Raw genomic sequence first — 26,030 nt, forward strand, 5'->3', positions numbered from 1 at the left:
TCACCATTTACTTTTTACGCGGTTAGGGATATAATAACTGTACATCCTGCGATGTACGTTTCGGTTATTCGTTGTTTTGAACCAATGATGATGTCTTCGGGAGATCTACACAGAATGTTGCTGAAACGCCCTGTCTATACGACATGGGGACTTCAAAAATACATTATTGCGGTCACCCACCTGCCAAGCAGGTTCATAAGACAATGTAGCCGGACGGCATGGCGGGTTCCTATGTTACAAGTACAGCACCCTGACTCTTTCCTCTAATCCAGGAAGCTCAGGGTGTTTTTTGTTTGAACATTTATATTTTGACTAGTGTATTTGCGTTAAAAGCGCGGTACGCCCTTTTGTTACTACCTGAACAATGTTACACTAGAATACATAAATGGAACGGTTACATTCAAAGGAGGAAGGGTCTTGACCTTAAAGAGAACGCTCGTCGGTATCATCCGCAGTATGGAGGGAACCAGCGATCGAGCCAAGGATCCCAAATTAAAAACACGGTATTATAATTTATCCAAAGAAAGAGCCTGGGAAGAAGTTTCTTCGACATTGAAAAAGATTCCGGGTTATAAGGTGCTTCACGAGGTTCCTTCGGTCGGAGAGATTATTCTGGAGAAACGCACGACGTTTGGGAGGACCATGGATATTACGGTTTCAGTTATTTCGGTAAGTCCGGTTCGAAGTGCAGTAGATATGTATTCAGCTTCACGTGGTTCGCTTGGAGATCTGGGTTCCAATTATCGAACGATCATGAATCTGTTTTCTGTGCTCGATAAGAAGCTCGTCAAATATAAGGCAAACGATTGAAATAGATGGATGGTAAAACAAAAAGCGAGAGAAGGTGAACCTTCCTCGCTTTTGTTCTGAACGTGGATTCCTTTTACAGCAAAGCTTTTACAGCAGCAATGGCTTGCTCGAAGTTAGGGGATTCTGTCATCTCAGGCAGATATTCCACATATGTAATCCGGTCTTCGGTATCCACTACGAAGATGGAACGCATGTCCAATTGGAATTCCTTGATCAGAACACCGTAGTTTTCGCCGAAAGAGCGTGTTTTGTAGTCGGACAATGTTACAACGCGGTCTACACCGGCTGCTCCGCACCAGCGTTCCTGTGCGAATGGAAGGTCAACGCTTACCGTCAAAACGATAACATTGTCGCCAAGGTCTCCGGCTTCAACATTGAAGCGGCGAGTTTGGGCATCGCATACTCCAGTATCCAGTGAAGGAACGACGCTGATTAGTTTGATTTTGCCTGCGAAGTCTTTCAGGGATGCATCTTCAAGCAAGTTTTTGCTCAATGTAAAATCGGGAGCTTGATCGCCCACTTTCAATTCGGGTCCGATCAATGTAATAGGGTTGCCTTTGAATGTGGCTGCGCCTGTACGTTCTTGTGCCATAATAATGTTCCTCCTTAAATTGGTGATCCGTGCCAAAATCCATTATAATCTTTTATGAAAGGCATTGTCCAATTCGGGCGTGTAATTATGATAATGAATACCAAGTGAAGGAAGATCTGAACAGGGTGGAGTGAAAGGGAAAACGTATGATATTTATTCGGTATGAAAATTGGAGAAGTTATTTGAAGTTTTTCCCGCTGACGTCAATTTTGTTGGTTGCCAATGTCGTGATGTTTATATTACTTGCTGCTAATGGTGGATCGACGAATACAATGACATTGCTGAGATTTGGTGCTTTGACTAACCATGAGTTTTTCTCGGGAGAATGGTGGAGATATTTTTCGTCCATTTTTCTTCATGCTGGTTTCAGTCATCTGCTGTTTAACAGCTTTGCACTGGTTGTATTCGCGCCTCCGATGGAGCGTTTGCTCGGGTCGGTAAGATATGGCTTATTATATCTGGGCAGCGGGGTTCTGGGTAATGTCTTGGCACTTGCCTGGTATAACTCTGCAGGAGAAACAACAATCTCTGTAGGTGCATCAGGAGCCATTTACGGGATTTATGGTGCGTTTCTGTATGTTGCTCTGTTCCAGCGGACGATGATGGATGAAGCATCGCGCAAAACGTTGTATACACTGCTTGCATTCGGTATTATTTTCTCATTTGCCATGTCGGGCATCAACTGGATGGCTCACTTGGGTGGATTGTTGGGTGGATTCTTTATTTACGGACTTCTTATCCGATTGTGGCGGCCTAGGAAATTCAGAAAGCAATAAACACGTGAGGGTGTAATGATCTGAAGACGGAATGCAGGCAGGTCTAAGAAGGGTATAGCAGAATGGAGAGATCAGGCGAGTGGAATTAAGACAGTTGCATTACTTTTTGAAAGTGGCACAGAAGGAGCATGTGACCCAGGCAGCTGAAGAGCTGCATGTCGCACAGTCAGCAGTGAGTCGCCAGATTCATCAGCTGGAGGAAGAGCTGGGTGTTGACCTCTTTATGCAAAAGGGGCGGAATCTGCAGTTGACCGCAGTAGGTCAGCTCTTCTGCAAACGTGTTGAAGGGATTTTAAAGGATCTGGACAAAGCAGTCGGGGAAGTTCATGAGTTTTTGGACCCGGAACATGGTGAAATTCGTATTGGTTTTCCTCATAGTCTGGGTATTCATCTGATTCCTTCGGTCGTGGCCGCATTTCGTCAGCGTTATCCCAATGTCAAATTCAGATTTAAGCAGGGCATGTTCCCGACGCTCATTCGTGACGTGCTGTCTGCTGAGGTGGATCTGGCTTTCATATCACCTTTCCCGGAAAAGCATGATCAGGTCGCAGGTGATATCGTGCTAACCGAAGAATTACATGCCATTCTTCCTCCAAATCACCCGCTTGCAGGAGAAGAGGAAATCGCACTTGAACAGCTCAAAGATGATAAATTTGTTCTGTTCAGCAAAGGGTACTCATTGCGTCCGATCGTCTGGCATGCCTGCCTGGAAGCAGGGTTTACGCCGAAAATTGCTTTTGAAGGTGAAGAGACGGATACCATCCGCGGGTTGGTTGCAGCGGGCATGGGAGTGAGTCTGCTGCCAGAAATGGCACTTTTCCAGACGAATCCACTACAACCGGCACATGTGGCCATTTCTCATCCAAAAGTAACGCGGACCATTGGTTTAATCCATCGTGCGGATGACAAATTACCCCTTGTAGCACAGTCATTTCGTTCGTTTTTACTTAACTATTTCGGTTTACAGCAAAACAATACCCCATCCGAGTAAACGGTGGGGTATTGTTTTTTTTTTTCTATTATGTTTGATTAGTCGCGACTGTTGAAAATTCCGATGTAACGGATCAATTCAAGCAGGGAGATCAGTGCAGCTGCTACGTATGTTAACGCTGCGGCGTTCAGAACCTTGGCAACGCCTTTTTCTTCTTCATTTCGAATGTAACCTTCAGAAACCATGATTTCACGAGCGCGATTGCTGGCATTGAACTCTACTGGCAACGTGATGAGCTGGAACGCAACGGTAACAGAGAAGAAGATGATACCGAGACCAACAAGGTTCATTGCGCTAAAGATGAATCCTGCAATAAGTAGAAAAGGTGCAATTCCGGATGCAAAGTTCACAATCGGGAAGATCCGGTGACGAAGTACGAGCATCGGATAACTTTCCTTGTGCTGTATGGCATGGCCGACCTCGTGACAGGCTACGGAAACAGCTGAGATCGAATTTTCATAATATACAGGTTCGGACAATCGTACAACCCGGTTAATCGGATCGTAGTGATCTGAAAGGGCCCCGCGCACGGGTTCGATTGGGACATCGTGCAGACCGTTGGCATCCAGCATATGACGAGCTGCATCATACCCGGTCATGCCGTTCAGGTTTTGGACACCAGACCAACGGTTGAATGTGCTCTTCACGCGAAATTGCGCCCACAAGGAGAGCAAAAAGGCGATAATGATCAAAACGAACATACCGTTATTAAAACTCATATTCATTCCTCCGCTTTCTAATAATAAGCTACATCATGGTGTTCTCAAGCAAGATTTTCAAGGCTTCCATGGTACCAGCACTTTTCGTAAGTAGGCCAGCCATCATTTTACGTGCTTGTACAGGTTTCATCTCGCCAAGCAGTGGTTTGAGTTCATTGACCTCTCGCTCAAGTTGTTGAACATGGAGCTCAAGTGTTGTCAGTTTGCTGGCAACCTGCTCTTCTGTGCTAACCAGACTCCACTTCTCAAGAGATTGCTTAATCTCGTCGAGACTATATTTCTCTTGTTTCATCTGTACAATACGTTCGAGCCTGGTTAAAGTTTCATTACTATATAGACGATAGTTTTTTTCTGTCCGCTCTTCAGGAGCGATCAAACCAAGCTTCGTGTAGTAATCAATCGTCCGTTCACTCACACCAGCGGTCTTGGCAAGTTCGCCAATCCGAAACAGTTTCATATCCCCAATGGTATTCACCTCGCTTGCAAGTTCTATTGTAGGGAATTGTAGATTCCACTTGCGGCTTTACAGACTCCGCCCCATTCTTTTCTTACTATATAGTTATGATACATGATCTTTAACCATACAGTCAAACGTTATGCTTTTATTGTGAAAGAGGCATGCTTCTATGTCTATGTGCTCACAGGACATGAATATGTACTTAAGTGCAAGAAAAAGACGTATGACTTTATTCCCAGAAATATTTTTCTGATTTGATTAAAATACTCTTGTCAACTTTCCTGTCTTCTGCTTATAATGACATTAAGAGTTTCACAATATGTGAAGAAACTTAACATAAGAGGGAGTGGGGTATATGAGAAAGAAATGGTTGGTTGCGGTGTTATTAATGCTTACGTTACTGGCTTTCCCAGTCAGCGCATTCGCTTCTGCGGAGGGGCCGACTAACATTGAACTTCAAACAGGTTTGAACTCAGCCTTTACGTTTTTGGCTGTTGTGCTGGTTTTCTTGATGCAAGGGGGATTTGCTTTATTGGAAGCAGGTTCAACACGAATGAAGAATGCAGGACATATTGCGGGTAAAACGATCCTGACATTGGGTATTTCGGTTATTGCCTTCTGGGCTCTCGGCTTCGGTCTTGGCTTCGGTAACGGAAACAGCTTTTTTGGAACAACAGGATTTTTCCTGAGCGGTGACCAAATGGCTGCATCCTTCGAATCACTGGCCTTCTCCGATGTTCCACTTACCATTAAATTTGTATTCCACCTCGCTTTTGCTGCAGTATCTCTGGCCATTGCCTGCGGTGGTATGGCTGAACGTGCAAAAATGAGCGTATATATTGTTTTCGGAACACTTTATACCATTATCATGTATCCGGTTGTTGCTCACTGGGTATGGGGCGGCGGCTGGCTCGCAGAGCTGGGTATGCAAGACTTCGCAGGTTCAACTGTAGTTCACTTGACGGGTGCAACAGCAGCATTAGTAGCTACGATCCTGTTGAAACCGCGTATCGGCAAATACAACAAAGACGGAAAACCTAACATCATTCCGGGTCACAACCAAGTTTACTCTGTTCTCGGTGTTATCATCCTCTGGATCGGTTGGTTCGGATTTAACCCAGGTAGCACATTGTCTGCTATGGGCGATGGATTCTTCGGTTATGTTGCATTGACTACAAACGTTGCCGCTGCAGCGGGTGGTGTTGCTGCACTGTTGATCTCTTGGGCAGTTCTTGGTAAATCCGATATTCCTAGCATGCTGAACGGTGTGCTTGCAGCACTCGTTGCGATTACAGGTGCTTGTGCCTTTGTAGAACCATGGGCAGCTCTGGTTATCGGTGCTTTGGCAGGTATTATCACATTCTTCACGGCTCAATACTTCGATCGCAAAGGAATTGACGATCCAATCTATGCTTTCTCCGTCCATGGTATCGCTGGTATGTGGGGAGCGATTTCCACAGGATTGTTCGCAACTCCGGAGCTTGCTGAAAATGCAGGTGTAGGTCAAGCGGGTCTGTTCTACGGTGGTGGATTCCACCAGCTGGGAGTTCAACTTTTGGGTCTGGTTGGCGCATTCGCCTTCGTACTGGTTGTTTCCTTCATTATCCTTGGCGGAATGAAAGCCATCATGGGCATCCGTGTAACTGAAGAAGAGGAAACCATGGGTCTGGATCTTAGTGAGCACGGTACTTATGGGTACCCTGAGCAAATGAAAAATATTGAAGGTAAAACGAGTGGTGGCGGTACGTTCAGCTCCTAAGGTGAATGATGACTGAATCACGCTTCAAGGAGGCAGGACATGATGGAACCTATCCCGTTTATAAACCATTCTTGGTCCTATCAAGGGATCGATGGTGCTGCTTCAACCGAGGAGCTGCGCCAGGCACGTGTAGTATTGCAGAATGAGCTCCAGGAATTGTTGTCCGCTTCCTTGTCGCCAATCGAGTGGTACCAAACGGTAAATGAACTGCATGACCGAATATACCGGAAAGCAGTAGAGTTATGCATCCAGGGGATGGTAGAGGAAGGCTTCGGCCGGCCTCCCGTCCCCTATGCCTTTATCGTTTTTGGTAGTTCGGGCAGGGAAGAAGCTACATTATGGAGTGATCAGGACAATGGCATGATTATCAGCGATAACCCGCATGAGGGAAAAGAGGAGTATTTTGCCGAACTCGGACGACGAATGGCTGATATGCTTGAAGATCTAGGCTATGCCAAATGTGAAGGGAAAGTGATGTGTTCAGAGCCGTTATGGCGCAAAACACTGGAATCCTGGAAGGAACAGCTTCGGGCGTGGAGGTCGGATCTGGCGTGGGAACCTGTACGCAATTTGATCATTGCTTCGGATATGCGTTTTGTGGCAGGGGAGAAAGGTCTAGCTGATGAATGGATTGCTGCCTTCTATGATGGGTTCAGAGCCGTTCCCGAGCTGTCTGATGCTGTCCTGCGTAATACCGTTAAACACAAGGCAACCCTGAATATTCTCGGTCAGGTGGTCACAGAAAGGTTTGGAGAACATGCTGGCGGATTCGACGTCAAGTATGGACTATATATTCCACTGGTAAACAGTGCGCGTTTCCTGGCACTCCAGCATGGAATTAAGGAAACATCTACGCTCAAGCGAATACAGAGATTGGTGTCCCTTGAAGCGGTCCCCCTTACACTGCTTGATGCGGCAGGGCGTGCTTTTATGATAGCACTGAAGTTTAGACGCAGTACACCAGTCGTCATTAGAGGTGGGCTGCAGCAGAGCAGTGGTTTTCTGGATGAGAAACAAATGAAGCAAAAACAGATGCATTATGAATTGCGGGATACATTAGGACAGGTGCGACGTGTGCATCGCGCACTGCAAAGACAACTTCGTTTTGCAGAAAGGAGACGTCCATGAGAGAGCCGGCAAGGGGCAATACTGGATTTTGGAATTCGCTGCGTCAGGGAGGGGTTCCTTCTGCCATCGCTTCCATAATGGGGGCCCCAACGGCGCAACACATGGCGTTCATTCGTTCAATGATGAGGGAGCAGCGCAGACCGGAAGTTCTGCATACGCCGCTGAATGAATTGGATGCGGTTGTATTCGATCTGGAGACGACAGGCTTTTCTCCGCAGCATGGAGACGAGATTCTATCATTTGGCGCCGTGCGCATCAGCGGTGGTGTAGTGCTGGAAGGAGAACAGTTTTATACACTCGTTCAATCCAAAGCTTCAATACCAGAACACATTACCGAACTTACAGGTATCACAGAGCAGATGTGCGTTGATGCACCTACTTTGCTGGAGGGCCTGCATGATTTTATGTCTTTTGTTGGAGGTAGTGTACTGGTTGCGCATGCAAGTGCGCATGATCGGGCATTTCTGAATGCTGCTCTGTGGCGCACCTCCAAAGTGAGGCTGAGCCATCGGCTGATCGACACCATGATGCTGGCTCGCTGGCTGGAGCCGGGAAGACCGGGCTATGGTCTCGATGAACTGCTGGAATCAAGGGGGATACCGATATACGGACGTCATCATGCATTGGAAGATGCCAAGATGACCGCGCAGCTATGGTCCTGTTATTTGGAGGATATGACTCATAAAAATGTAGAAACACTGGGTGACTTGTATACCCATTTAAGTCATGCGTAGTTGTACTGGCTGAAGATCATAGCGCTTTTGCTGATTGGACTTACTTGGGTTTTCCGCGTTGTACAGGATCTCATAACCATTCAAATGCATACAAGGTTCTGACTTGCTTGTCAGAGCAGGCGTGCCAATCAGATACACCTTGATTAATTCGGCGTAAGCTGGAAGGGCCATGAGGTCCTGATGGGACGGTACGGGACTGTTTTGCGGATGTGAGTGGAAGATACCAACGAGCTGTGGCTCGTTAAATATGCAACGAATCCATTCCGCTTCATCCAGGCTGAAGTGATGCAGCGGGTTAGGCGCAACGTTGCGAATTGGCTGAAACCGACTGATTCGTATGCCGCCCGCTGCAGCTTCACCCAGCATAACCCCGCAGGCTTCCTGCGGCAGCGAATTGAACATGTGTTTCGACATTTCTTGCTCTACGGAAGAAGAAATGAAGATCGTGTTTTGCTGTCCGTGAAGTGCTGCCATTTTGTATTCACCCCTCTCTCTTTGGCTCCTGCTTAGGCAGGGGTCCTTTTTTTGTTTGAATTTGCCTGATCCCTGATTGTAAAATTTTAAAGGAAAAGGGTACAATATTAAAGAGAGTATTTTACAACAAGGAATAAGTGACCTCACCATGAGCAAACGTAATCAAGTGGTTAGGACCACTTCAAATGAGTGACGGTAATGAAGTCATACCCGAGATGCTGATTCTACAAGAAGGTGGCTGGCCATGAAACGAAACATATACATACTGCTTGGTGTTGTATTGCTCATTGGGGTTGCACTGGCTCAAAATACGGATAACGGAATCGCTGCCGTGTTCAAACAAGAAGAGCCGCTTCCAACAGAAACAGGACCGAGAGCGGGATTACTGGCCCCGGGGTTCTCTCTTAAAGGCATGGATGGAGAAACGTATACCGCAGGAGGAGCGAAGGAAAAGGCTCTATTTGTAAGTTTCTGGGCTTCCTGGTGTGAACCCTGCAAGGAGGAAGCGCCAGCGCTTAATACCTTGGCGGATAAATATAAAGATGAAATGGATATGTATGGAGTCAATGTTACCCCTTACGATAAGCTGAAAGATGCTAAAGCTTTTGTGGATGAATACAAACTGACGTTCCCTATTTTGCTCGATGAAGACGGGGAAGCCTATGCCAAGTATAATGGTGTCGCTTTTCCTACTAATGTGCTGATTGACAAGAATGGGGTGATCCAGGAAGTCATACTCGGCATTTTGCCTGAGAAGGAATTGGAGCGTAGAATCAAGAAAGTCATCAACTAGTAAGTTTAATAAAAAGCGCCTATCCCCAGTAATTTTGGAGACAGGCGCTTCTTTTATTTTCCGGGAAATAAGCGTTAATGGTTGCTTAATCCATGCATGGCTGTGTGGACAACATTTGGCTCGTCCTGTAACTTCTCCTGAAGCAAGGCATAGCGGAAACTGTGAACAAGGGCTTCCCAGCTGGCTTCAATGACGTTTTCGGAAACGCCAACCGTATTCCATGTATTCTCTGTATTTTTGGATTCAATTAATACACGTACTTTGGCTGCCGTGGCATCCTTCTCATCAAGTACACGAACTTTATAGTCAGAGAGATGCATGTTAGCAAGCGAAGGGAAGTACTGGACAAGCGCTTTTCGAAGAGCGTTATCGAGAGCATTCACCGGACCATTACCCTCAGCAGCGGTATAAACGCTTGTTCCAGCAACATTGAGCTTAACGAATGCTTCGGAGACAACGGATTTGTCGGCTGCTTTTTCCACAAGCATTTTGAAGGATTCAAATGTGAACAGTTCCTTCATATCTCCGTTTGCTTCGCGAATGAGCAGCTCAAGGGAAGCGTCCGCACCTTCAAACTGATAACCTTGGTGCTCCAAATCTTTGATTTTTTCAATGATTTGGCGTGAATTGGCGCTGCTTGGATCGAACTCCAGTCCGAGTTCCTGTGCCTTGGAGACGATGTTGCTCTGTCCAGCCAGCTCTGAAACGAGTACACGCTGTTTGTTCCCGACAAGTTCAGGTACGATATGTTCGTAAGTACGGGAATCACGTAGGATAGCAGAGACGTGAATGCCGCCCTTATGAGCGAAGGCTGCATTACCGACATAAGGCTGATTGATCGGCATGTTCACATTGGCAATCTCGCTAACATAGCGGGCTACGTTTGTGAGCTGTCTCATCGAATCTTCGGACACGCATTCATATCCAAGCTTGAGCTGTAGGTTCGGAATAATGGAAGCCAGATTGGCATTACCGCAACGTTCTCCATAACCGTTCATCGTGCCTTGAACCTGTCTAGCCCCGGCTTGTACAGCGCTAAGCGTATTGGCGACAGCCAGTTCACAGTCATTATGTGTATGAATTCCGAGATGAGCATGAGGGAGACTTCCAGAAAGTCTGGATACAATCTCGTATACTTCATGCGGCATGGTGCCGCCGTTGGTATCACACATCACGAGCCAGTCTGCACCAGCTTCATGAGCTTTCGTTAACACAGCTTGAGCATACTCCGGATTATGCTTGAATCCGTCGAAGAAGTGCTCGGCATCGAAAATAACTTCCATTCCATTTTGTTTCAAATAAGCAATTGAATCATAGATCATGGATAGATTCTCTTCCAGGGTGGTTTGCAAGGCAGTATGGACGTGGAAATCCCACGATTTACCGACCAATGTTGCTGCTTGTGCACCGGATTCGATCATCCGTTTCAAATTGGCGTCTTCGCTGGCGATGCTTCCTTTGCGACGTGTGCTGCCAAAAGCAACGACCTTGGCATTGAGATTTAATTCTTTTACTCTTTTGAAAAACTCAATGTCCTTGGTGTTGCTGCCCGGAATTCCGCCTTCAATATAATGAGCACCCAGGTCGTCGAGTTTTTTGGCAATTTTAAGTTTGTCATCTGCCGATAAACTGACACCCTCCCCTTGTGTGCCGTCACGTAAAGTCGTATCGAAGATGGAAATGGCCTTTGACATGAAGATCCTCCTTTGAGATAAAGCGCTTTTTTAAATAGTTGAATTTTGTGTTGGAAAAGTATTCAAATAAGTTAGCACGTGAATCCTTCGGTTCTGCAACGCTACACTGTGTTAAACTCCATGCGTTGATTTGTCCTAAAGACGCGAATTTGTATAATTAATTATTATAGCACCATTATGGCCAAATGCTACACAGAAATCGCAGTTTAGTGTAACAAATTTTTGTTTATCGATGATCGGATAAGTGATTGATATCAAAATGTATGTTATATTGAAATTCGACTGGTAAATGGGATAAATGGATAATAGGAGGGGTGTATATGTCTTTTGTATGGGAAAATAACATTATTTTCTTGATTTCTCTAGTCCTTTTTGTGAGTGTAGGGTGGCTAATTATACGATCGATCATCCGATCTAATCGGAAATGAGAAAATAACAAACGTAACTGATTTTACATAACAAACTTGATATAATAGAGTGAATAGATTTTTACACTTCATTAATTAGAAGTACGAAAGGGCGGAGGTACATGTCTGGGGATGGAACCCGTCACACGAATGTGGATCGATATTATCCTGCCGCCGGAAGAGTCATTTTGCATGTCGACATGAACGCATTTTATTGCTCGGTGCATGAGGCCGAAGAGCCGGAACTATACAGTGGTAAAGCAACAGCTGTTGCAGGCAGCAGTGAAGTGAGAAAAGGTGTTATTGTTACGTGTTCATACACTGCACGAAGAAAGGGCATCTTCACCGGCATGGTGGTCCATCAGGCGATGAAAAAATGTCCGGATTTGATCATCATTCGTCCTGATTTTCATTTATATCGCCAATATTCAAGAGCATTTATGAAAATAGCCTACAGTTATACACCGCTGCTGGAGGCAACTTCAATAGATGAATGTTATCTGGATATCACAGGTTCTAAACAGTTCGGCACACCCATGGAAATTGCGGAGAGCATCCAGCAACGAATACGGGAAGAACTGGGACTTCCATGTTCCATTGGCATTGCACCCAACAAACTGCTGGCGAAGATGGCTTCCGATCTGAAGAAACCTAACGGTATTTCCATTTTGCGAATGAGAGATGTACCTCAGATTCTCTGGAATAGACCCTGCAATGAGTTGTTCGGTATTGGCAAAAAGACGGCTGAAAAACTGAAAAAGCTGGGCATCGAAACCATAGGACAGCTTGCAAAATCGGATGAGCGAATGCTGACGGATGTATTTGGAATTAACGGTACCTGGCTGAAGAATTCAGCCAATGGCATCAATCATTCTAACGTTCAGGCAGAGCGGGAAGCGAACAAATCCATCGGTCACACCACGACACTCCCAGCGGACATTACCGAGATGGACGACGTACACCGGGTACTGCTTAACATTAGTGACCAAGTGGCCAGGCGTTTGCGCAAGCACGAGATGTTGAGTCAGGGGATTCAGATTACTATTCGAACACCCGATATGAAAACCATCACCCGTTCACGGATGATGGAAGTTCCTACGGAGGATGCAACGATAATCTACCGAGAAGCCTGCGCTTTATTTGCCAAGCACTGGAGTAGTGGGAAGCCTGTACGCATGCTGGGAGTAACTCTTCAGAATTTGATTCCACGTGAGGAATCAGCTGTACAGCTGGATTTGTTTGAATACGAACAGAAGCCGAAAAAGGAGAATCTGATTCGCATTATGGACCAGCTGCGTGACAAATTTGGAGAGAATGCTGTTGTAACAGCGGGCATGCTTGGGGATGACCCTTCCGTTTTGCTCCGTAATCACAAGGTTAGGGGCACGTCTCTGCAAAAAGATAACTTGCAAAGTCTTGATTAAATAGGGCATAATATACTCTTGATGTTGTCAAAATAATTTGAAATTACTTTTACTTTGGTTTAATATGTTTTTTAGATAAAAACACTGTACGTTTCGAATTTTAGGAGGAGAGAATGTAATGAGTAAGTACACTTGGGTTGAAAAAGATACATGTATTGCATGTGGTGCTTGCGGAGCAACGGCGCCTGACATTTATGACTATGATGATGAAGGTTTGGCAGAAGTGATTTTTGATGGCGACGCTAACCAAGGAATCAAGGCGATCCCGGACGACCTGTTCGATGATATGCAAGATGCTTGTGATGGCTGCCCAACGGATTCCATCAAAGTAGCGGATGAACCTTTCAACAAAGAAGGCTAATCATTCATACACCATATAACCAGGAAGAAGCACATTCCTCTGTCTTAGGGCAGTGGGACGTGCTTTTTTTAATGCGTAGAAATTCATGTTGGTACGGGTTTTATACTTTATCAGGTTGTGATATTTTGTCGAATGCTTTGCGTTTTATCCGGGTACTCAAGTCCTATGGATTTGATTCTGTCCTATGCCGATATAATAGATAGTAACGGAAAAAGAGAAATCAAGCGGAGGATCGGATGCAGAATACTCACCTAAGAACATATGTTAAGAAACATCCTGATAATAAAATGGCCTGGTATTTGCTCGGTAAGGAGTATGTGCGTGAAGGTCAGGAAGGCAAGGCCAACTATTGTTTTCAGCAAGCGGGCGAAGTTTACGAAGCATTTGAACGGAGTAAGGCTCCTGCAGACATATGGGTGGATTATCAAAACAAGCTGGTGGAGATGGGAGAACAGAAGGAGAAGAAACAGCGCATTCGCAAAATGTGGCTGACTCTGCTGATGCTGCTTGTGTTAGCTCTGGTACCGCCTGCAAATGCTCCAGGATTCAATCGTGATGCCGCTGAAGCGTTGGCCACAGCTTTGGAAACCGGGGATGATGATTGGGCGGATGGCCCAATCTCTGATGAGCGTGAAGCTGCTTCAGCTCCTATCACCAATTCGAATGTTTTTACAGCTGCGAGATTCGGAGGGAATCATCAGGGAGAAACTGCGCTCGCTGCTGCATGGTCAGGTGCGGGACCCAAGGTAGCGACCTCCGCTGTTCTGGGCATGCAGACTTCTGACGAATGGGCGTTATGGAAACGGAATATGCCGGTAAAATATATTGTGCAAACAAATAGCAGCGGCAGATTAACAGCCCAAAGTTACGATGCCGACCAGTGCAACTGCGAACCGCCTGAAGTTTCAAAAGACATCAAGCAGCTTGCACAAGCGTGGACAGCCAAACAAGAATCAGCAGCATCGTTGTCCAGTGCAATCCATACATACTACAAGCAAAACAAAACCTGGCCCAAAAACGTAAGTCAGCTTGCGCAGCCTTTTCCAAACAACATTTTGGGTGAGACAGCACCGGGGATGAAAGACATGTTTCCTGCAATACTTGCGATGCAGAAGCAAGGAAAGGAAGAGGCAGGTCAACAAGCAGGTCAGGAACAAGCCGGACAATCAACTGCTCTGCAAGCGGATGGTCCATTTGCAGACACGCTTGGAGGGGAACTCTTTTTACAGGATCAATTGGAGATCGTAGTTGATAAAAGCAACCACAGACTTGCGTTGATTAGCGGTAATACCATTATTCGAAATTATGAGGTCGGGCTAGGGGGAGGGCGAACACCAGAAGGCACTTTTGTCATTACGGACAAAGTCGTGAATCCAAATGGTCGCTCTGATGGAGAATTTGGGACAAGAGGCATGCAGCTGTCGGATACGAATTATGCCATCCACGGGACCAACGAGCCTGACAGTATTGGGCTGGATGAGTCCCTTGGATGTGTGAGAATGAGTGCTAGGGATGTGGAGGAACTGTTTGCACTCGCACCTCAGGGCACCCCTGTACGCATTGGAACGAATCTGCTGCCAGAGACCATCCTTGTACCGGAAGCGAAGGAGCGCTATCAGCATACGCTTGTTCCCAAACAAAACAATCCAAACAAGACGTATCATTGGCTGAACTAATCGATTCCTGTTACCTGTTACGATGGCGTGTACTCCAGCTGAAACATTATGTACTGGACTGGCAGTCGGTTTGACCGTTTACATATTGGCGATAATGATGAGTGCGCCGATAATAATGATCAATCCGATGACGCTGGCCGCTGTCCAAGCAATGGCTTTCCGATTGACTTCTTCTTTTTTTTGCTGCAAAGCAGGCGGTTTACGTTTGGGAGCCATGGGCTGTCCCTCCTTCGTTCATTGGTACTGGTATTTCGTTGCCATGCTCCCATTGTAAAGAATTCACCACGCCATTTCCAGTATGCGGGATTATTTCTTCCATAAGGTTTAAAGTGGCTTGCAGACATGGACAAAATGAGAATGTCTATGCGCAAACTACTTTCCTTTTGATGAAGAAACGGATAGACTTGTGTGTAGAGTGTTTTTTTACATATGAAAAAGACGGGAAAGCATATTTACGGCGTACCGGACGAGAACGGAGTGAGTGATTTGTTATATAGAAGTCTTGCGAAACCCTTGTTGTTCAAAATGGACCCTGAACAAGCCCATCATCTGATTATTGGCGGCCTTAGCGGCATGGGCAGTATTCGCCCGGTGCCTTCCGGCTTGCGGGTGATGTATGGCGTGCGTGAAACGGAAGATCTGGCTGTCGACATGTTCGGCTGTCATTTCCCTACCCCAGTGGGCCTCGCAGCAGGTCTGGACAAAAACGGACAGGCCGTAACAGGTTTCTCATCCATTGGATTCGGGTTCATGGAAGTCGGCACCGTAACACCGCTTCCGCAGCCAGGCAATGATCAGCCACGTCTGTTCCGTCTGCCTCCAGATGAAGCTCTGGTGAACCGGATGGGGTTCAACAACCTTGGAGCGGAAGCCATGGCAGGTGAATTGGCACGTCTGAAGGAGCGTCGTATTCCCGTTGCAGTCAACATCGGCAAAAACAAGGCAACACCTAATGAAGAAGCACATTTGGATTATGAAAAATGTATTCGGGCGCTGTATGATTATGCGGATTTGTTCGTCGTGAATATCAGTTCACCAAATACACCGGATCTGCGTAACCTGCAACATGGGAATGAATTGAAGGAACTGCTTGCTGCAGTAATGAGTGAAATGGAAGCACAACGCACAAAAGCAGGCGGATCGGTCAAATCGGTGCTGGTCAAAATCGCACCGGATGTCAACGACCAGGAGCTTGAATATATGGTCAGCACCATTGCGGATAGCGGCGTTGCCGGCATCATTGCCACCAACACGACAGTTAACCGGAATGGTCTGTCCCATCAGCATGCCAAGGAAACCGGTGGACTCAGTGGTAAACCGCTGCGGGATCGTTCCACGGAGGTTATTCGGCGCATCTATCGTCAAACCGAAGGGAAGCTTCCGATTATCGGCTCCGGTGGCATTTTTACAAGCGAAGACGCATACGAAAAAATTAAAGCCGGTGCAAGTCTGGTGGAAATATACACAGCTCTGATCTATGAAGGGCCTGAAGTGAATCGGCGTATCCATGCCGGATTGCGTGACTTATTGCGCAAAGACGGCTATCGTCATATCTCCGAAGCTGTCGGTGCAGAGCACAGATAAGAACATGAAAGATAAGAAGTTCCCCGGAGCGAAAATATAGAAGCTTGGAAGAGGGTATTGCGTACGGGACTCTTCCCCCCGCTGAACATCATGTATAATAGACTGGAACAGGGGACGCTATAGAGACAGGAGGCATAAGCATGGACGGTAGAGACTGGGGTACATTTTTACTTCCTTATGAACAAGCGGTAGAGGAATTGAAAGTCAAATTCAAGACAATGCGAGCGGAACTGAAGAAACGGGAAGAATACGCCCCGATTGAATTCGTTACCGGTCGTGTCAAAAAAATATCCAGCATTCTGGAGAAATCCAGACGTCTGAATGTGCCACTAGATCAGGTAGAGACGGGAATTGAGGATATTGCGGGAATTCGTATTATGTGTCAATTTGTGGATGATATTCGCAGAGTGGCGGAGTACATTCGCGGACGCAAGGATTTATCGGTATTGATTGAAAAGGATTATATTACGAACTTCAAAGAGAGCGGTTATCGTAGTTTCCATATGATTATTGAATATCCTGTTCAGACGGCTCTGGGACAGAAGAAAGTGCTGGCTGAGATCCAAATCCGGACGCTGGCCATGAACTTCTGGGCTACGATTGAGCACTCACTGAGCTATAAATATCGGGAAAGTCTGCCAGATGATATGCGGGCAAGGCTGAAGAAAACGGCAGAAGCCGCGTTTGTATTGGATAATGAGATGTCAGCCATCCGGCTGCAGATCCTCGAAGCGCAGAAGGAGTTTGAAGATGATTCAAACATCGTATCCAAGACACTTTCCATCATACATCAGTTGTATTTCTACCACCTCGTTAATGAGGCCATTGAGGCTCAGAAGCGCTTTAACGACTGCTGGGAGCGCCATGACATGGAAGCACTTAAAGATTTGTTGGATGATGTGAAGGCTCTTCTGAATTCGGCTAGGAAGGGCGAAAATCCCGATGAGCAGCTATGAACCGCTGTATATTGATTATCTGATCTATTTTAACCGGGATCAGGACTACTTCGAATGCCATGAGGTATTGGAAGAGTTATGGCTGGAACAGGATCGGGACCCTTTCTATAAAGGCTTGCTGCAGATTGCAGTTGGCTTATATCATTTCAGAAACAGCAATCTTCGTGGAGGCCGAATGATGTTGCAGAGTTCGGTTGAACTGCTGGAGCGTTATCCTGCTCGTACAAAAGGGATTGAACTTGGAGAATTGGTCGAGGAAGTGAAGGGACTGGTCAGCGGATTAGCAGGTCCTGAATCGCAGCATTTTCCATACAGGGATCTGACCATACGGATCTGGGATGAGACACTGACTAGTGCATTTCAAGAACGATCTAAGGAACTGAAACCCAACATTCCGCAGCGTCGCAGCCCGACGCGGGGACGCATCTATGAAGAGAAAATGAAAGCAATGCAGCAGGCGAACAATTTCGGCGAAAATCAGAATTAGTATAGATGGCATGATGCATATCGTATATAACATAAATCACCCCGGCTGAACCTTGGATAAGGATTAGCCGGGGTGATTTTTTGGTCTGCGTTTATTGGCTATAAAGCTCTGAGTAAAAACGGAAGAGCCTGTCCACATGCACAGCTTGAATTGAGATGTTAATTTGTAGTCAATGATTACTTCTTAGCTTGCCGAAGCAGCAGAGCTGCCTTTGTACTTGTCAAAAAATTGTCTGTAGTCATCCAGCGTATAACCGTTCTCACTACCATTCTCCTGAAGTCCGCCAACCATGCGATCCTTCTCAACGCCATCTTGATAATAAACCAGCGTAGGTGTAAATTCGATATTATAATCTGTCCAGCCTGAATCAAACTCACGCAGATTGAATTGTGGCAGCTCAATACCTACTTCGTCTACCAGCGGCATCAACTGTGGTGTCGTTGCCCGGCAATGTGAGCAGTCAGAGGCAAAGAAATAAACGAAAAAGCTTTCCTTATTGTCAATTTTGGATTTGAGATCATCCGGCAGAATAATCTGTTGATAGTTAGGGTCATCGAGCAATTCGCGTGTAGCTGGATTAAGCTTGGAAGCTGCAATACCATAAGCATTCTCCACAGCGTCCATTTGTTTCTTGGATTGTTGGTTTACAACGATAAGTGCTGCGATTAGGACCACGAATATACCCAGGAAAATCAGGATTGAGGCACTTTTCTTTTTCTTCGATTTCATTGGACATCCCCCATCGATCATATCAAAATATAGTTTTGGCAAAAATAAAGGTTGGGATAATATACATAAACACCCGTTTTTCGCACGAGAATCAACCTACTTGTCATTATACAACATTACACGCTGTAGTGGAATATGCAGTGAATCAATAGGAAAGCTGCACCGGGATATGATAACATAGAACAATATGCATTTTAACAGGACAGGATGAGTGAATATGGCTGTACAGCTACCTTCAATCTTCGCCGAGCGCATGGAAAACTTGCTCGGAGATGAGTTTGAACAATTTATGAAATCATATGAACAGTCTCCGCATGCGGGACTTCGAGTGAATACGTTAAAAATATCGATGGAGCAATTTGATAAATTGGCTCCTTTTGATTTGCGGCCCATTCCGTGGTGCGGGACGGGCTTTTATGTGCCACATGGCATGAAGCCAGGTCTACATCCGTACTATCATGCAGGTCTATATTATATTCAGGAACCAAGCGCGATGGCTCCGGTGGAGCTGCTTGACGTTCAGCCAGGGGATCATGTACTCGATTTGTGTGCAGCACCTGGCGGCAAGTCTACACAGATCGCAGCAAAGCTGCGGGGTAAGGGTGTGCTGGTGACCAATGATATTCATTCCGAACGGACCAAAGCACTTGCCAAAAACGTGGAGTTGTACGGTGTGCGAAATGCTGTTGTCCTGAATGAGTCTCCGGAACGGATTGCCGGTGCATTTCCGCATTATTTTAATAAGGTACTCATTGATGCTCCTTGTTCAGGAGAGGGAATGTTCCGAAAAGATGAAGACATGGTTAAGTCATGGGAGCATCATTCGGTAGAGAAGTGTGTGCTAATGCAGCGAGATATTCTGGAGACAGCTGCGAAGCTGCTCGCTCCGGGAGGAACGATCGTATATTCCACGTGTACGTTTGCGCCGGAGGAAAATGAAGCTATGATCGCCGAATTTCTAAATCTCAACCCAGACTTCACTGTTCATGATATTCCGGAAACGGACGGATTCGCTCCAGGAAGACCGGATTGGGTACGCCAGATGCTGCCTGAAACGGCAGGAAAAACAGGCGCTGTACTGGATCAGACACGTGGTACAGCGAGATTGTGGCCTCACTTGTTGGAAGGCGAAGGGCATTATGTAGCTGTGTTGCAGCATCGTTCTGAGACTTCTACAGAGCAGATCAGCAGCGTTGAGGATGAGAAGGAGACTGTATCCAAGATCGACGAGGATCAAGGGATTGCTGTAACTCAGCCGCTCAGCAAAGCGGACCGAAAACGTGAACGATTGATGAGAACTGAATCGAGAGAACGGAATGACAGACCAGCTCGAGGCGGTAAAAATGAGGGAAAAGCCGGAAGAAACAACGAGCGTGATGCGCGTAAGTCCAATCGTGGAAAAGGTCGAGGAACTGATCAGGTGAACATTGACCCAGGGACCGTGTATCAACAATTCATTGAAGAGCATCTGGAAATTGAGCTTCTTGGGGAAACGGTATTTTACGGTGACCGTGTTTATCAATCGTCTGTTGGCGCATCGCGTCTGGAAGGGCTTAAAGTGATCCGGCCCGGATGGTTTATGGGTACCGTAAAGAACGGAAGGTTTGTCCCGTCTCATCCACTGGCATGTGCGTTGAACAGCTCTGAGGCGAGAAGGGTTATAAACTTAGCTTCTGCAAGTGGAGAAGCGGTAAGGTACCTGAAGGGCGAAACGCTGAATATCGAAGAAGCGCGCGTCGAGTGCAAGTCTGGAGCAGCAGCCAAAGGTTACGCGCTGGTATGCGTGGATGGATATGCTCTTGGTTGGGGGAAATGGCTGGATGGCGTGCTGAAAAATGAGTACCCTGCTGGCTGGAGGTGGACATCGGTATGAGTGACAAAGGAAAGAAAACACAGCGTCTCGACAAAATATTAAGTCACATGGGTGTAGGCACCCGGAGTGAACTCAAAAAAATGGTAAAGCAGGGCAGAATTTTAGTCGATGGCAAAACTGTGAAGGATAGTGGTATGCAGGTGAATCCAGAGACCAATGTCATTGAAGCCGATGGAGAGCGTATCGTTTACCGTGAAACGATTTATTTAATGCTGCATAAACCTCCGGGTGTTGTGTCGGCAACGGAAGACGCCAGGGATAAAACAGTTCTGGATCTTCTACGTAAGGAGGACCGGGTATTCGATCCGTTCCCTGTAGGGCGGCTGGATAAAGATACAGAGGGATTGCTCATTCTGACGAATGACGGTCCGCTTGCGCATGATCTGTTATCTCCACGCAAGCATGTACCCAAAACATATGAAGCCCGTGTATTGGGGAAAGTGGATGACGAGGATGTTCAACGTTTCAAGGCGGGCATACAGCTGGATGACGGTTATGAAGCCATGCCAGCCGAATTGACCGTGCTTCATCATGAGGAGACGGAGGAGGGAGTCATCTCTTCGATCTCTCTCATTATCCACGAGGGTAAATTCCATCAGGTAAAACGGATGTTCCAGGCTGTAGGCAAACGAGTGGTTTATCTGAAAAGGGTAGCCATGGGCGACCTGCAGCTGGATACGGAGCTTCCGATCGGCAGATACCGCGAACTAACCGCAGACGAGCTGGCCTGTCTGCGTAAGTAAAGCTCCCGCCCTTCGCGGAGCGGAGCAGGGAGCCGGGCAGAGGGCGAAGCCCTGCCCACCAGCCGGAGGCGCAAGCTCCCGCCCTTCGCGGAGCGGAGCAGGGAGCCGGGCAGAAGGCGAAGCCCTGCCCATCAGCCGCAGGCACAAGCTCCCGCCCTTCGCGGAGCGGAGCAGGGAGCCGGGCAGAGAGCGAAGCCCTGCCCACCAGCCACAGGCGCAAGCTCCCGCCCTTCGCGGAGCGAAGCCCTGCCCACCAGCCGCAGGCGCAAGCTCCCGCCCTTCGCGAAGCGGAGCAGGGAGCCGGGCAGAGGGCGAAGCCCTGCCCACCAGCCGCAGGCGCAAGCTCCCGTCCTTCGCGAAGCGGAGCAGGGAGCCGGGCAGAGAGCGAAGCCCTGCCCACCAGCCACAGGCGCAAGCTCCCGCCCTTCGCGAAGCGGAGCAGGGAGCCGGGCAGAGAGCGAAGCCCTGCCCGCAATGGTCGCCCTTAAGCTTGGCCTGGATTTCGCGATAAGCGGAGATCCAGGCAGACAAGCGCTCCCACACCTACCGTCACATAGCAAGAACCTACCAAACGCCGATCAACAGACGGGAGTCCAGAGGGCAGAGCCCTCTGGGGCCCTCCCTCGGAAGGGAGGGTTTGGGAGGGTGCGATTACCTTAACAGTTGAGGAGTGAAGACCCGATGACAATCAAATTAATTGCGCTTGACGTAGATGGCACACTGCTTAATGATCATCATGAGCTTACCGAATGGACCCAAGAGATTCTAATCCGTGCTTCCCAGCAGGGAGCCGAGATCGTTCTGTGTTCGGGCAGAGGCCCAGCCAACACCATTCCTTTTATGAAGCGAATGGGGCTTGACGGATATGTGATTACACATAACGGAGCCGTAACGGCCGAAGTGGAGAGCCGTGAAATTGTGCACAGATTTGCCATGGATGGTCAGGGACTAGAGCCCTTTGTCACGTATTGCCGTACAAATGATGTGCATTTTGACATTAACACGGCATTTGGATTATATGTGGATCAGCCGGAAGGATTGGAATTACAGGTTCGGGAGATGTACAACAACTTCATGATGGAGCCTCTAAAGCTGCCGCAGTGGGCAGACCTGTCAGAACCACTTGCCAAATTCACCGCGTTTGGCCCAATAGAGCAGATGGACAAGGTTCAGCAGGAATGGGGAACTTGGAATCTCCCTTACTACATGACTCGCAGCGGAGACTTTTTCATTGATCTGATGCACCCGGAAGCCTCCAAGGGAGCGGCGCTGAAGAGACTGGCCGAATCCAAAGGTATTGTACCTTCCGAAATTTTGGCAATTGGCAACTATTACAATGATATCACGATGCTGACTTATGCAGGCAAAGGGATCGCAATGGACAACTCGCCGGAAGAGGTGAAGGCTGCTGCGGATGAAGTGACACTCTCCAATAACGAGCAGGGTGTTGCGCATGCTGTCCAAAAACACGTCCTAGCTGTCTAATGACAACCACATTTTTCATTTTCAAAGGCTCCTGCTTCATAATCTACTGGCCTCATGGGTAACCTATGAGAATACCATTAGAAATGGAGGAGGACAGGCACATGAAACAGAAAGTGGAGCTGATTCCGGATCTGCGTACATCAGGTGGTGAAGTGCTCGATATAATGGTGAATGATCAATACGCGGGTTCACTTCTGCTGGTATATAGAGAAGGAGACCGTTTGTCTGGCAGTCTTCAGATGGAACGGGAATTGGTTTCAGCGGATGAGGAAAAGCACATCATTGATCAGGTTCATGCATATATCCGATCACTTACGGATGCAGTGGAGGCGATCTATTATGAAGTGCTGGTCAGCTGTGGCACATTGCATTCCGTTCTGCAAAACCTGGACTTTGATCCAGAGCGTCAGTCGGATGATATGCACTATGAGGCTGATGGATACTTGGATCAGATGGATGTGGATGATGATTCACGCGTAATTCCGGATGCAGCAGATGAAGCTTTTACATATGAAGATCGGGAACATGTGCTGGAAATGGAGCTGGTAACAGCCGGACGAAGCATATCGACCTATGTGTTTAACGATGCTGACGGGACTGAGCTGGCAGAGGCCTCATTGAAACAATATGGAGCCGACATTCAAGGCGAGATACACTGGTATGACGTGCCTCTCGAGAGCCAGCTTGATGCTGCAGCAGAGCTGCTCGTAAGAGAACTCGACGAAGAAGTGATCGACACGATTACTCTTCGCATGTGGCATCAGGGGAATGAGCTGGAGTCCATGGAGTGGGTACACCGCGACTTTGTGGATGACTCGGAGGAAGAGGAGTTTACCGAATACGAGGACTGGGATGATTCTGAAGACGAGGTAGACGAAGCAGAGGATTCCTGTTATGTCATGTTGGTTCGCAAGGACCGTGAATTCAGGGTCTATGAGCTATTTCTGCAAGAACGTGGCGGATTACCTGTGGGGACAGCAACCATTGATACATCTCATGCCGACCTGACGGGCTATATGGATTATCAGGTACCCGGAACCAGTGCACAGCGGCGGGATCTGGTTGAGGTGCTGCTTCAGGAACTGGACAAGGACCTTGAATTCGACACATTGCACCTTACCATGCTGTACCGGAACCAGATTATAGATGAAGCGAAGATCGGCGGGTAAGAGGCTTAGGCCTTTTACCTTTTTTGCATTTGTTTTGACGAAAAATTCATTTCCGGGTATAGTTCCAATAGTTCTAAAGAGATCTGGAATTGGAGGAGAACCATGAAGCACTCATTTAAAATCATTACAGAATATATTAACGATGATTTCAGAGCGATGCAGGCTCAGCCGGAAGACACGGAAGATGTACTATCCTTGCTTAGGGAGACAGCCGAATGGTTACGCAGCCAGGGATCTTCCCAGTGGAGTGCTCTTTTGAAAGGTGAAGATTCCCACGATACAGCAGGGGCCATTCGCCGGGGTGATGTGTTTGTCTTCAAGAAAGACAATGAAGTTGCAGGGATGGTTATTCTGATGCAGCAGCCAAGTGCTTGGGATTTCGAGCTATGGGGATCGAAAGCGCATCAAGCAGATGGCGCCGTTTATTTGCATCGTTTGGCCATTCGGAGAAAGTACGCCCGTACCGGACTGGGTCGGGACATTTTGAGTTGGTCCAGCAGTGGAATCCAATTCGACAACAAACACGTCATGCGATTGGATTGTGTGGGTGACAATGAGAGGCTGAATGAATTTTACCCGCGGAACGGATATACCTTTGTAGGGAAAATTAATGGGTATAGTACGTTTGAGAAGCCATTTCAATCCTAAATATATCTTTATCAGGTCATTTTATTTCATCAACCTGTTAACTCCATTAATGAACGGAAAATAAAGCCGGGAGCACTAATGCTCACCGGCTTTGAGTCGTGATAGGGCTAGTCTATTGCATGCGTCTAAGGCCTTTAGGCAGACGGTTCTTTAGCTGTCCTGCACTGGCTTTGCCCCACCCCAGTGGGAGCCCGTTGAAAGTCACAAGAGTCCATCCGGTAAGTCCGCTTTCGGCAGGAAGGCTCTCACCGCGAAGATATGCCGCCACTTGGCTGGTCTCTGCATCTAGTGCTGCATGCTGTATGTTAACAGCCTCCTGTTGTCCCAGAGCCAGCGCGAGTGCATGAGCAGGCTCGAAGCGCCCTTTTTTCCAGTCACCGACATGAAGCCCTGGACGAGGCAGCTTCAATCCGTTTAACCGATCATCGGTCAGCAGCTGGGCAGCCCGCTCTGGCAATACATACAAAGCTTCACCAAAAAGCAGAGGTCTGCCGGTTCCGTTAGCTACCGTGTCTGTATGGTCAGAACTCCAGGCCAGATAAGCATTCCACGCAGATTCCACTTCTTTGGATGACGCCGTTTGACGTGGATTTCTTCCTCTTTTATCTTTGCGTTTGCGAGGTGGTTCTTCCAGCTCTTGGGATGCATGAGCTTGGGATGCTGCTTTGGTTATTACAGCTACAAAGTGTCCCTCGCCCTGGGCTAGGTGAGGCCAGATTCGTTCAGTCCGTACAAGAGTCAGATCTGGATAAGCGGTAACGAAACGTTCCATCATGCCTTCATTCTCTTCCCGATTGAAGGTGCAAGTGGAATAAGCCAAAGTCCCGCCCGGTTTAAGCATGATATAGGCATCCTGCAAAATGTCCCATTGTCTGTTCACACACAGTGTGACCAGATCATCGCTCCACTCGGTGACCGCATCCGGATCTTTGCGGAACATACCTTCGCCAGAGCAAGGGGCATCCAGCATAATCCGGTCAAAGGCTGCAGGAAAGCGGGCCGACAATTCTCCCGGCGCTGCACTTGTAACAACGACGGAAGAGAGTCCCATTCGCTCTACGTTCTCTGCCAAGATTTTGGCTCTGGCCGGATGAATTTCATTGGAAACGAGCAGCCCCTGGTCTTCCATGAGTGAGGCAATGTGGGTTGTTTTGCCGCCTGGTGCAGCCGCGAGATCCAAAATAATCTCACCCGGTTGTGGGTTCAGCATTTCCACCGCCGACATCGCAGAGGGCTCCTGAATATAGTACAGTCCTGCAGCATGATACACATGTTTGCCAGGACGCTCATTCGATTGGTAGTAGTATCCCGTCTCGCACCAGGGAACCTTGGTCAGGTTAAACTGCTCTATCACCTGTTTTTTTAGCTCTGGTGTAGCTTTAAGGGAGTTAAAACGCAACCCCTGTACACGAGGCTTGTCATAGCTGTCAATAAATGCTTCTGCTTCTGAGCCGAGCATTTCCCGAATATGATGTATATACGACTCAGGGAGTGAAGGCTTGCTCATGTCTTGTTGCTCTCCTTTTCATTAGCTTGTCCGCATGACCCTTCCCGGATAACC

General features: G+C 47.5%; 26 protein-coding genes and 1 other RNA gene. 19 read left to right on the plus strand and 8 right to left on the minus strand.

Going from position 1 to position 26,030, the window contains the following annotated elements:
- Nucleotides 1-40 precede the first annotated feature (40 nt).
- Nucleotides 41-232: non-coding RNA, 6S RNA (gene ssrS, locus MHB82_RS10170), on the plus strand.
- Between the two features lie 185 nt (nt 233-417).
- Entirely contained in the window at nt 418-810 is a 393-nt protein-coding gene (locus MHB82_RS10175; RefSeq protein WP_095358853.1) for a DUF1499 domain-containing protein, read from the plus strand.
- A gap of 73 nt (nt 811-883) precedes the next feature.
- Here the strand turns inward: MHB82_RS10175 and tpx are convergent, their stop codons facing one another.
- Nucleotides 884-1,402 carry a thiol peroxidase gene (gene tpx, locus MHB82_RS10180; RefSeq protein WP_341174585.1) on the minus strand — a complete coding sequence of 173 codons (519 nt, stop codon included), beginning with the start codon at nt 1,400-1,402 and terminating at the stop codon, nt 884-886.
- A gap of 146 nt (nt 1,403-1,548) precedes the next feature.
- Between tpx and MHB82_RS10185 the strand changes: the two genes are divergently transcribed.
- Both MHB82_RS10185 and MHB82_RS10190 read left to right on the plus strand, forming a co-directional pair.
- Nucleotides 1,549-2,178, plus strand: coding sequence for a rhomboid family intramembrane serine protease (locus tag MHB82_RS10185; RefSeq protein WP_095358852.1), 630 nt, complete (start codon nt 1,549-1,551; stop codon nt 2,176-2,178).
- 79 nt (nt 2,179-2,257) lie between these two features.
- Nucleotides 2,258-3,169, plus strand: coding sequence for a LysR family transcriptional regulator (locus MHB82_RS10190; protein WP_095288011.1), 912 nt, complete (start codon nt 2,258-2,260; stop codon nt 3,167-3,169).
- A gap of 38 nt (nt 3,170-3,207) precedes the next feature.
- Here MHB82_RS10190 and MHB82_RS10195 read toward each other — a convergent pair whose 3' ends face one another.
- A complete protein-coding gene (locus tag MHB82_RS10195) occupies nt 3,208-3,888 on the minus strand; it encodes a zinc metallopeptidase (RefSeq protein ID WP_095358851.1) in 681 nt (226 codons plus the stop codon).
- 28 nt (nt 3,889-3,916) lie between these two features.
- Nucleotides 3,917-4,345: a MerR family transcriptional regulator gene (locus MHB82_RS10200; RefSeq protein ID WP_095288009.1), complete on the minus strand. Its 429-nt coding sequence runs from the start codon at nt 4,343-4,345 to the stop codon at nt 3,917-3,919.
- Nucleotides 4,346-4,700: 355 nt separating this feature from the next.
- On the opposite strand from MHB82_RS10200, the gene MHB82_RS10205 reads away from it, so the two are divergent.
- The 3 genes from MHB82_RS10205 to MHB82_RS10215 are packed head-to-tail and all read left to right on the plus strand — an operon-like array spanning nt 4,701 to nt 7,966.
- Complete coding sequence (locus MHB82_RS10205; protein WP_095358850.1) at nt 4,701-6,104, plus strand: ammonium transporter; 1,404 nt, start codon at nt 4,701-4,703, stop codon at nt 6,102-6,104.
- Between the two features lie 42 nt (nt 6,105-6,146).
- Nucleotides 6,147-7,232 (plus strand): DUF294 nucleotidyltransferase-like domain-containing protein, encoded by a 1,086-nt coding sequence (locus MHB82_RS10210; protein WP_095288095.1) that lies wholly within the window; start codon nt 6,147-6,149, stop codon nt 7,230-7,232.
- Complete coding sequence (locus tag MHB82_RS10215; RefSeq protein ID WP_095358849.1) at nt 7,229-7,966, plus strand: exonuclease domain-containing protein; 738 nt, start codon at nt 7,229-7,231, stop codon at nt 7,964-7,966. Before MHB82_RS10210 ends, MHB82_RS10215 begins: the two co-directional genes overlap by 4 nt.
- Here MHB82_RS10215 and MHB82_RS10220 read toward each other — a convergent pair.
- Entirely contained in the window at nt 7,952-8,440 is a 489-nt protein-coding gene (locus tag MHB82_RS10220) for a Mov34/MPN/PAD-1 family protein (protein ID WP_341174586.1), read from the minus strand. The genes MHB82_RS10215 and MHB82_RS10220 overlap by 15 nt on opposite strands.
- Nucleotides 8,441-8,684: 244 nt before the next feature.
- On the opposite strand from MHB82_RS10220, the gene MHB82_RS10225 reads away from it, so the two are divergent.
- Nucleotides 8,685-9,233, plus strand: a complete 549-nt coding sequence (locus MHB82_RS10225; RefSeq protein WP_341174587.1) for a TlpA family protein disulfide reductase — start codon at nt 8,685-8,687, stop codon at nt 9,231-9,233.
- Nucleotides 9,234-9,307: 74 nt separating this feature from the next.
- On the opposite strand, the gene cimA is transcribed toward MHB82_RS10225, so the two are convergent.
- The gene (gene cimA, locus MHB82_RS10230; protein ID WP_127536437.1) at nt 9,308-10,927 is read right to left on the minus strand and encodes a citramalate synthase; all 1,620 of its coding nucleotides are present in this window, start codon (nt 10,925-10,927) and stop codon (nt 9,308-9,310) included.
- A gap of 529 nt (nt 10,928-11,456) precedes the next feature.
- Here cimA and MHB82_RS10235 point away from each other — a divergent pair.
- The 3 genes from MHB82_RS10235 (at nt 11,457) to MHB82_RS10245 (ending at nt 14,795) form a co-directional block, all read left to right on the plus strand.
- Nucleotides 11,457-12,758, plus strand: coding sequence for a DNA polymerase IV (locus MHB82_RS10235; RefSeq protein WP_341174588.1), 1,302 nt, complete (start codon nt 11,457-11,459; stop codon nt 12,756-12,758).
- A gap of 118 nt (nt 12,759-12,876) precedes the next feature.
- Nucleotides 12,877-13,119, plus strand: coding sequence for a ferredoxin (locus MHB82_RS10240; RefSeq protein WP_062322102.1), 243 nt, complete (start codon nt 12,877-12,879; stop codon nt 13,117-13,119).
- A gap of 236 nt (nt 13,120-13,355) precedes the next feature.
- On the plus strand, nt 13,356-14,795 hold the full coding sequence (locus MHB82_RS10245; RefSeq protein WP_341174589.1) for a L,D-transpeptidase family protein: 1,440 nt from the start codon (nt 13,356-13,358) through the stop codon (nt 14,793-14,795).
- Between the two features lie 78 nt (nt 14,796-14,873).
- Here MHB82_RS10245 and MHB82_RS10250 read toward each other — a convergent pair whose 3' ends face one another.
- Nucleotides 14,874-15,011, minus strand: a complete 138-nt coding sequence (locus MHB82_RS10250) for a hypothetical protein (protein ID WP_164764163.1) — start codon at nt 15,009-15,011, stop codon at nt 14,874-14,876.
- 270 nt (nt 15,012-15,281) lie between these two features.
- Here MHB82_RS10250 and MHB82_RS10255 point away from each other — a divergent pair, with 270 nt between their 5' ends.
- The 3 genes from MHB82_RS10255 (at nt 15,282) to MHB82_RS10265 (ending at nt 17,822) form a co-directional block, all read left to right on the plus strand.
- A complete protein-coding gene (locus MHB82_RS10255; RefSeq protein ID WP_341176618.1) occupies nt 15,282-16,379 on the plus strand; it encodes a quinone-dependent dihydroorotate dehydrogenase in 1,098 nt (365 codons plus the stop codon).
- A 140-nt stretch (nt 16,380-16,519) separates the two neighbouring features.
- On the plus strand, nt 16,520-17,335 hold the full coding sequence (locus MHB82_RS10260) for a GTP pyrophosphokinase (RefSeq protein WP_095358843.1): 816 nt from the start codon (nt 16,520-16,522) through the stop codon (nt 17,333-17,335).
- Entirely contained in the window at nt 17,322-17,822 is a 501-nt protein-coding gene (locus MHB82_RS10265; protein WP_341174590.1) for a DUF309 domain-containing protein, read from the plus strand. The genes MHB82_RS10260 and MHB82_RS10265 overlap by 14 nt, the downstream gene beginning before the upstream one ends.
- 183 nt (nt 17,823-18,005) lie before the next feature.
- On the opposite strand, the gene MHB82_RS10270 is transcribed toward MHB82_RS10265, so the two are convergent.
- Nucleotides 18,006-18,551 (minus strand): thioredoxin family protein, encoded by a 546-nt coding sequence (locus MHB82_RS10270; RefSeq protein WP_095358841.1) that lies wholly within the window; start codon nt 18,549-18,551, stop codon nt 18,006-18,008.
- Nucleotides 18,552-18,768: 217 nt separating this feature from the next.
- Here MHB82_RS10270 and MHB82_RS10275 point away from each other — a divergent pair, with 217 nt between their 5' ends.
- The 5 genes from MHB82_RS10275 to MHB82_RS10295 all read left to right on the plus strand — a co-directional run bounded on the left by MHB82_RS10275 (nt 18,769) and on the right by MHB82_RS10295 (nt 24,469).
- On the plus strand, nt 18,769-20,424 hold the full coding sequence (locus MHB82_RS10275; protein ID WP_341174591.1) for an RsmB/NOP family class I SAM-dependent RNA methyltransferase: 1,656 nt from the start codon (nt 18,769-18,771) through the stop codon (nt 20,422-20,424).
- Nucleotides 20,421-21,167 (plus strand): pseudouridine synthase, encoded by a 747-nt coding sequence (locus tag MHB82_RS10280; RefSeq protein ID WP_341174592.1) that lies wholly within the window; start codon nt 20,421-20,423, stop codon nt 21,165-21,167. Before MHB82_RS10275 ends, MHB82_RS10280 begins: the two co-directional genes overlap by 4 nt.
- Nucleotides 21,168-21,848: 681 nt before the next feature.
- Nucleotides 21,849-22,652 carry a Cof-type HAD-IIB family hydrolase gene (locus MHB82_RS10285; RefSeq protein WP_110759485.1) on the plus strand — a complete coding sequence of 268 codons (804 nt, stop codon included), beginning with the start codon at nt 21,849-21,851 and terminating at the stop codon, nt 22,650-22,652.
- 101 nt (nt 22,653-22,753) lie between these two features.
- A complete protein-coding gene (locus MHB82_RS10290) occupies nt 22,754-23,821 on the plus strand; it encodes a hypothetical protein (protein WP_341174593.1) in 1,068 nt (355 codons plus the stop codon).
- A gap of 102 nt (nt 23,822-23,923) precedes the next feature.
- Nucleotides 23,924-24,469, plus strand: a complete 546-nt coding sequence (locus MHB82_RS10295; RefSeq protein ID WP_110759481.1) for a GNAT family N-acetyltransferase — start codon at nt 23,924-23,926, stop codon at nt 24,467-24,469.
- Between the two features lie 112 nt (nt 24,470-24,581).
- Here MHB82_RS10295 and MHB82_RS10300 read toward each other — a convergent pair whose 3' ends face one another.
- A complete protein-coding gene (locus MHB82_RS10300; protein WP_341174594.1) occupies nt 24,582-25,976 on the minus strand; it encodes an RsmF rRNA methyltransferase first C-terminal domain-containing protein in 1,395 nt (464 codons plus the stop codon).
- Between the last annotated feature and the right edge of the window lie 54 nt (nt 25,977-26,030).

This window comes from Paenibacillus sp. FSL K6-2862 (assembly GCF_038005125.1).
Lineage (GTDB): Bacteria > Bacillota > Bacilli > Paenibacillales > Paenibacillaceae > Paenibacillus > Paenibacillus illinoisensis_A.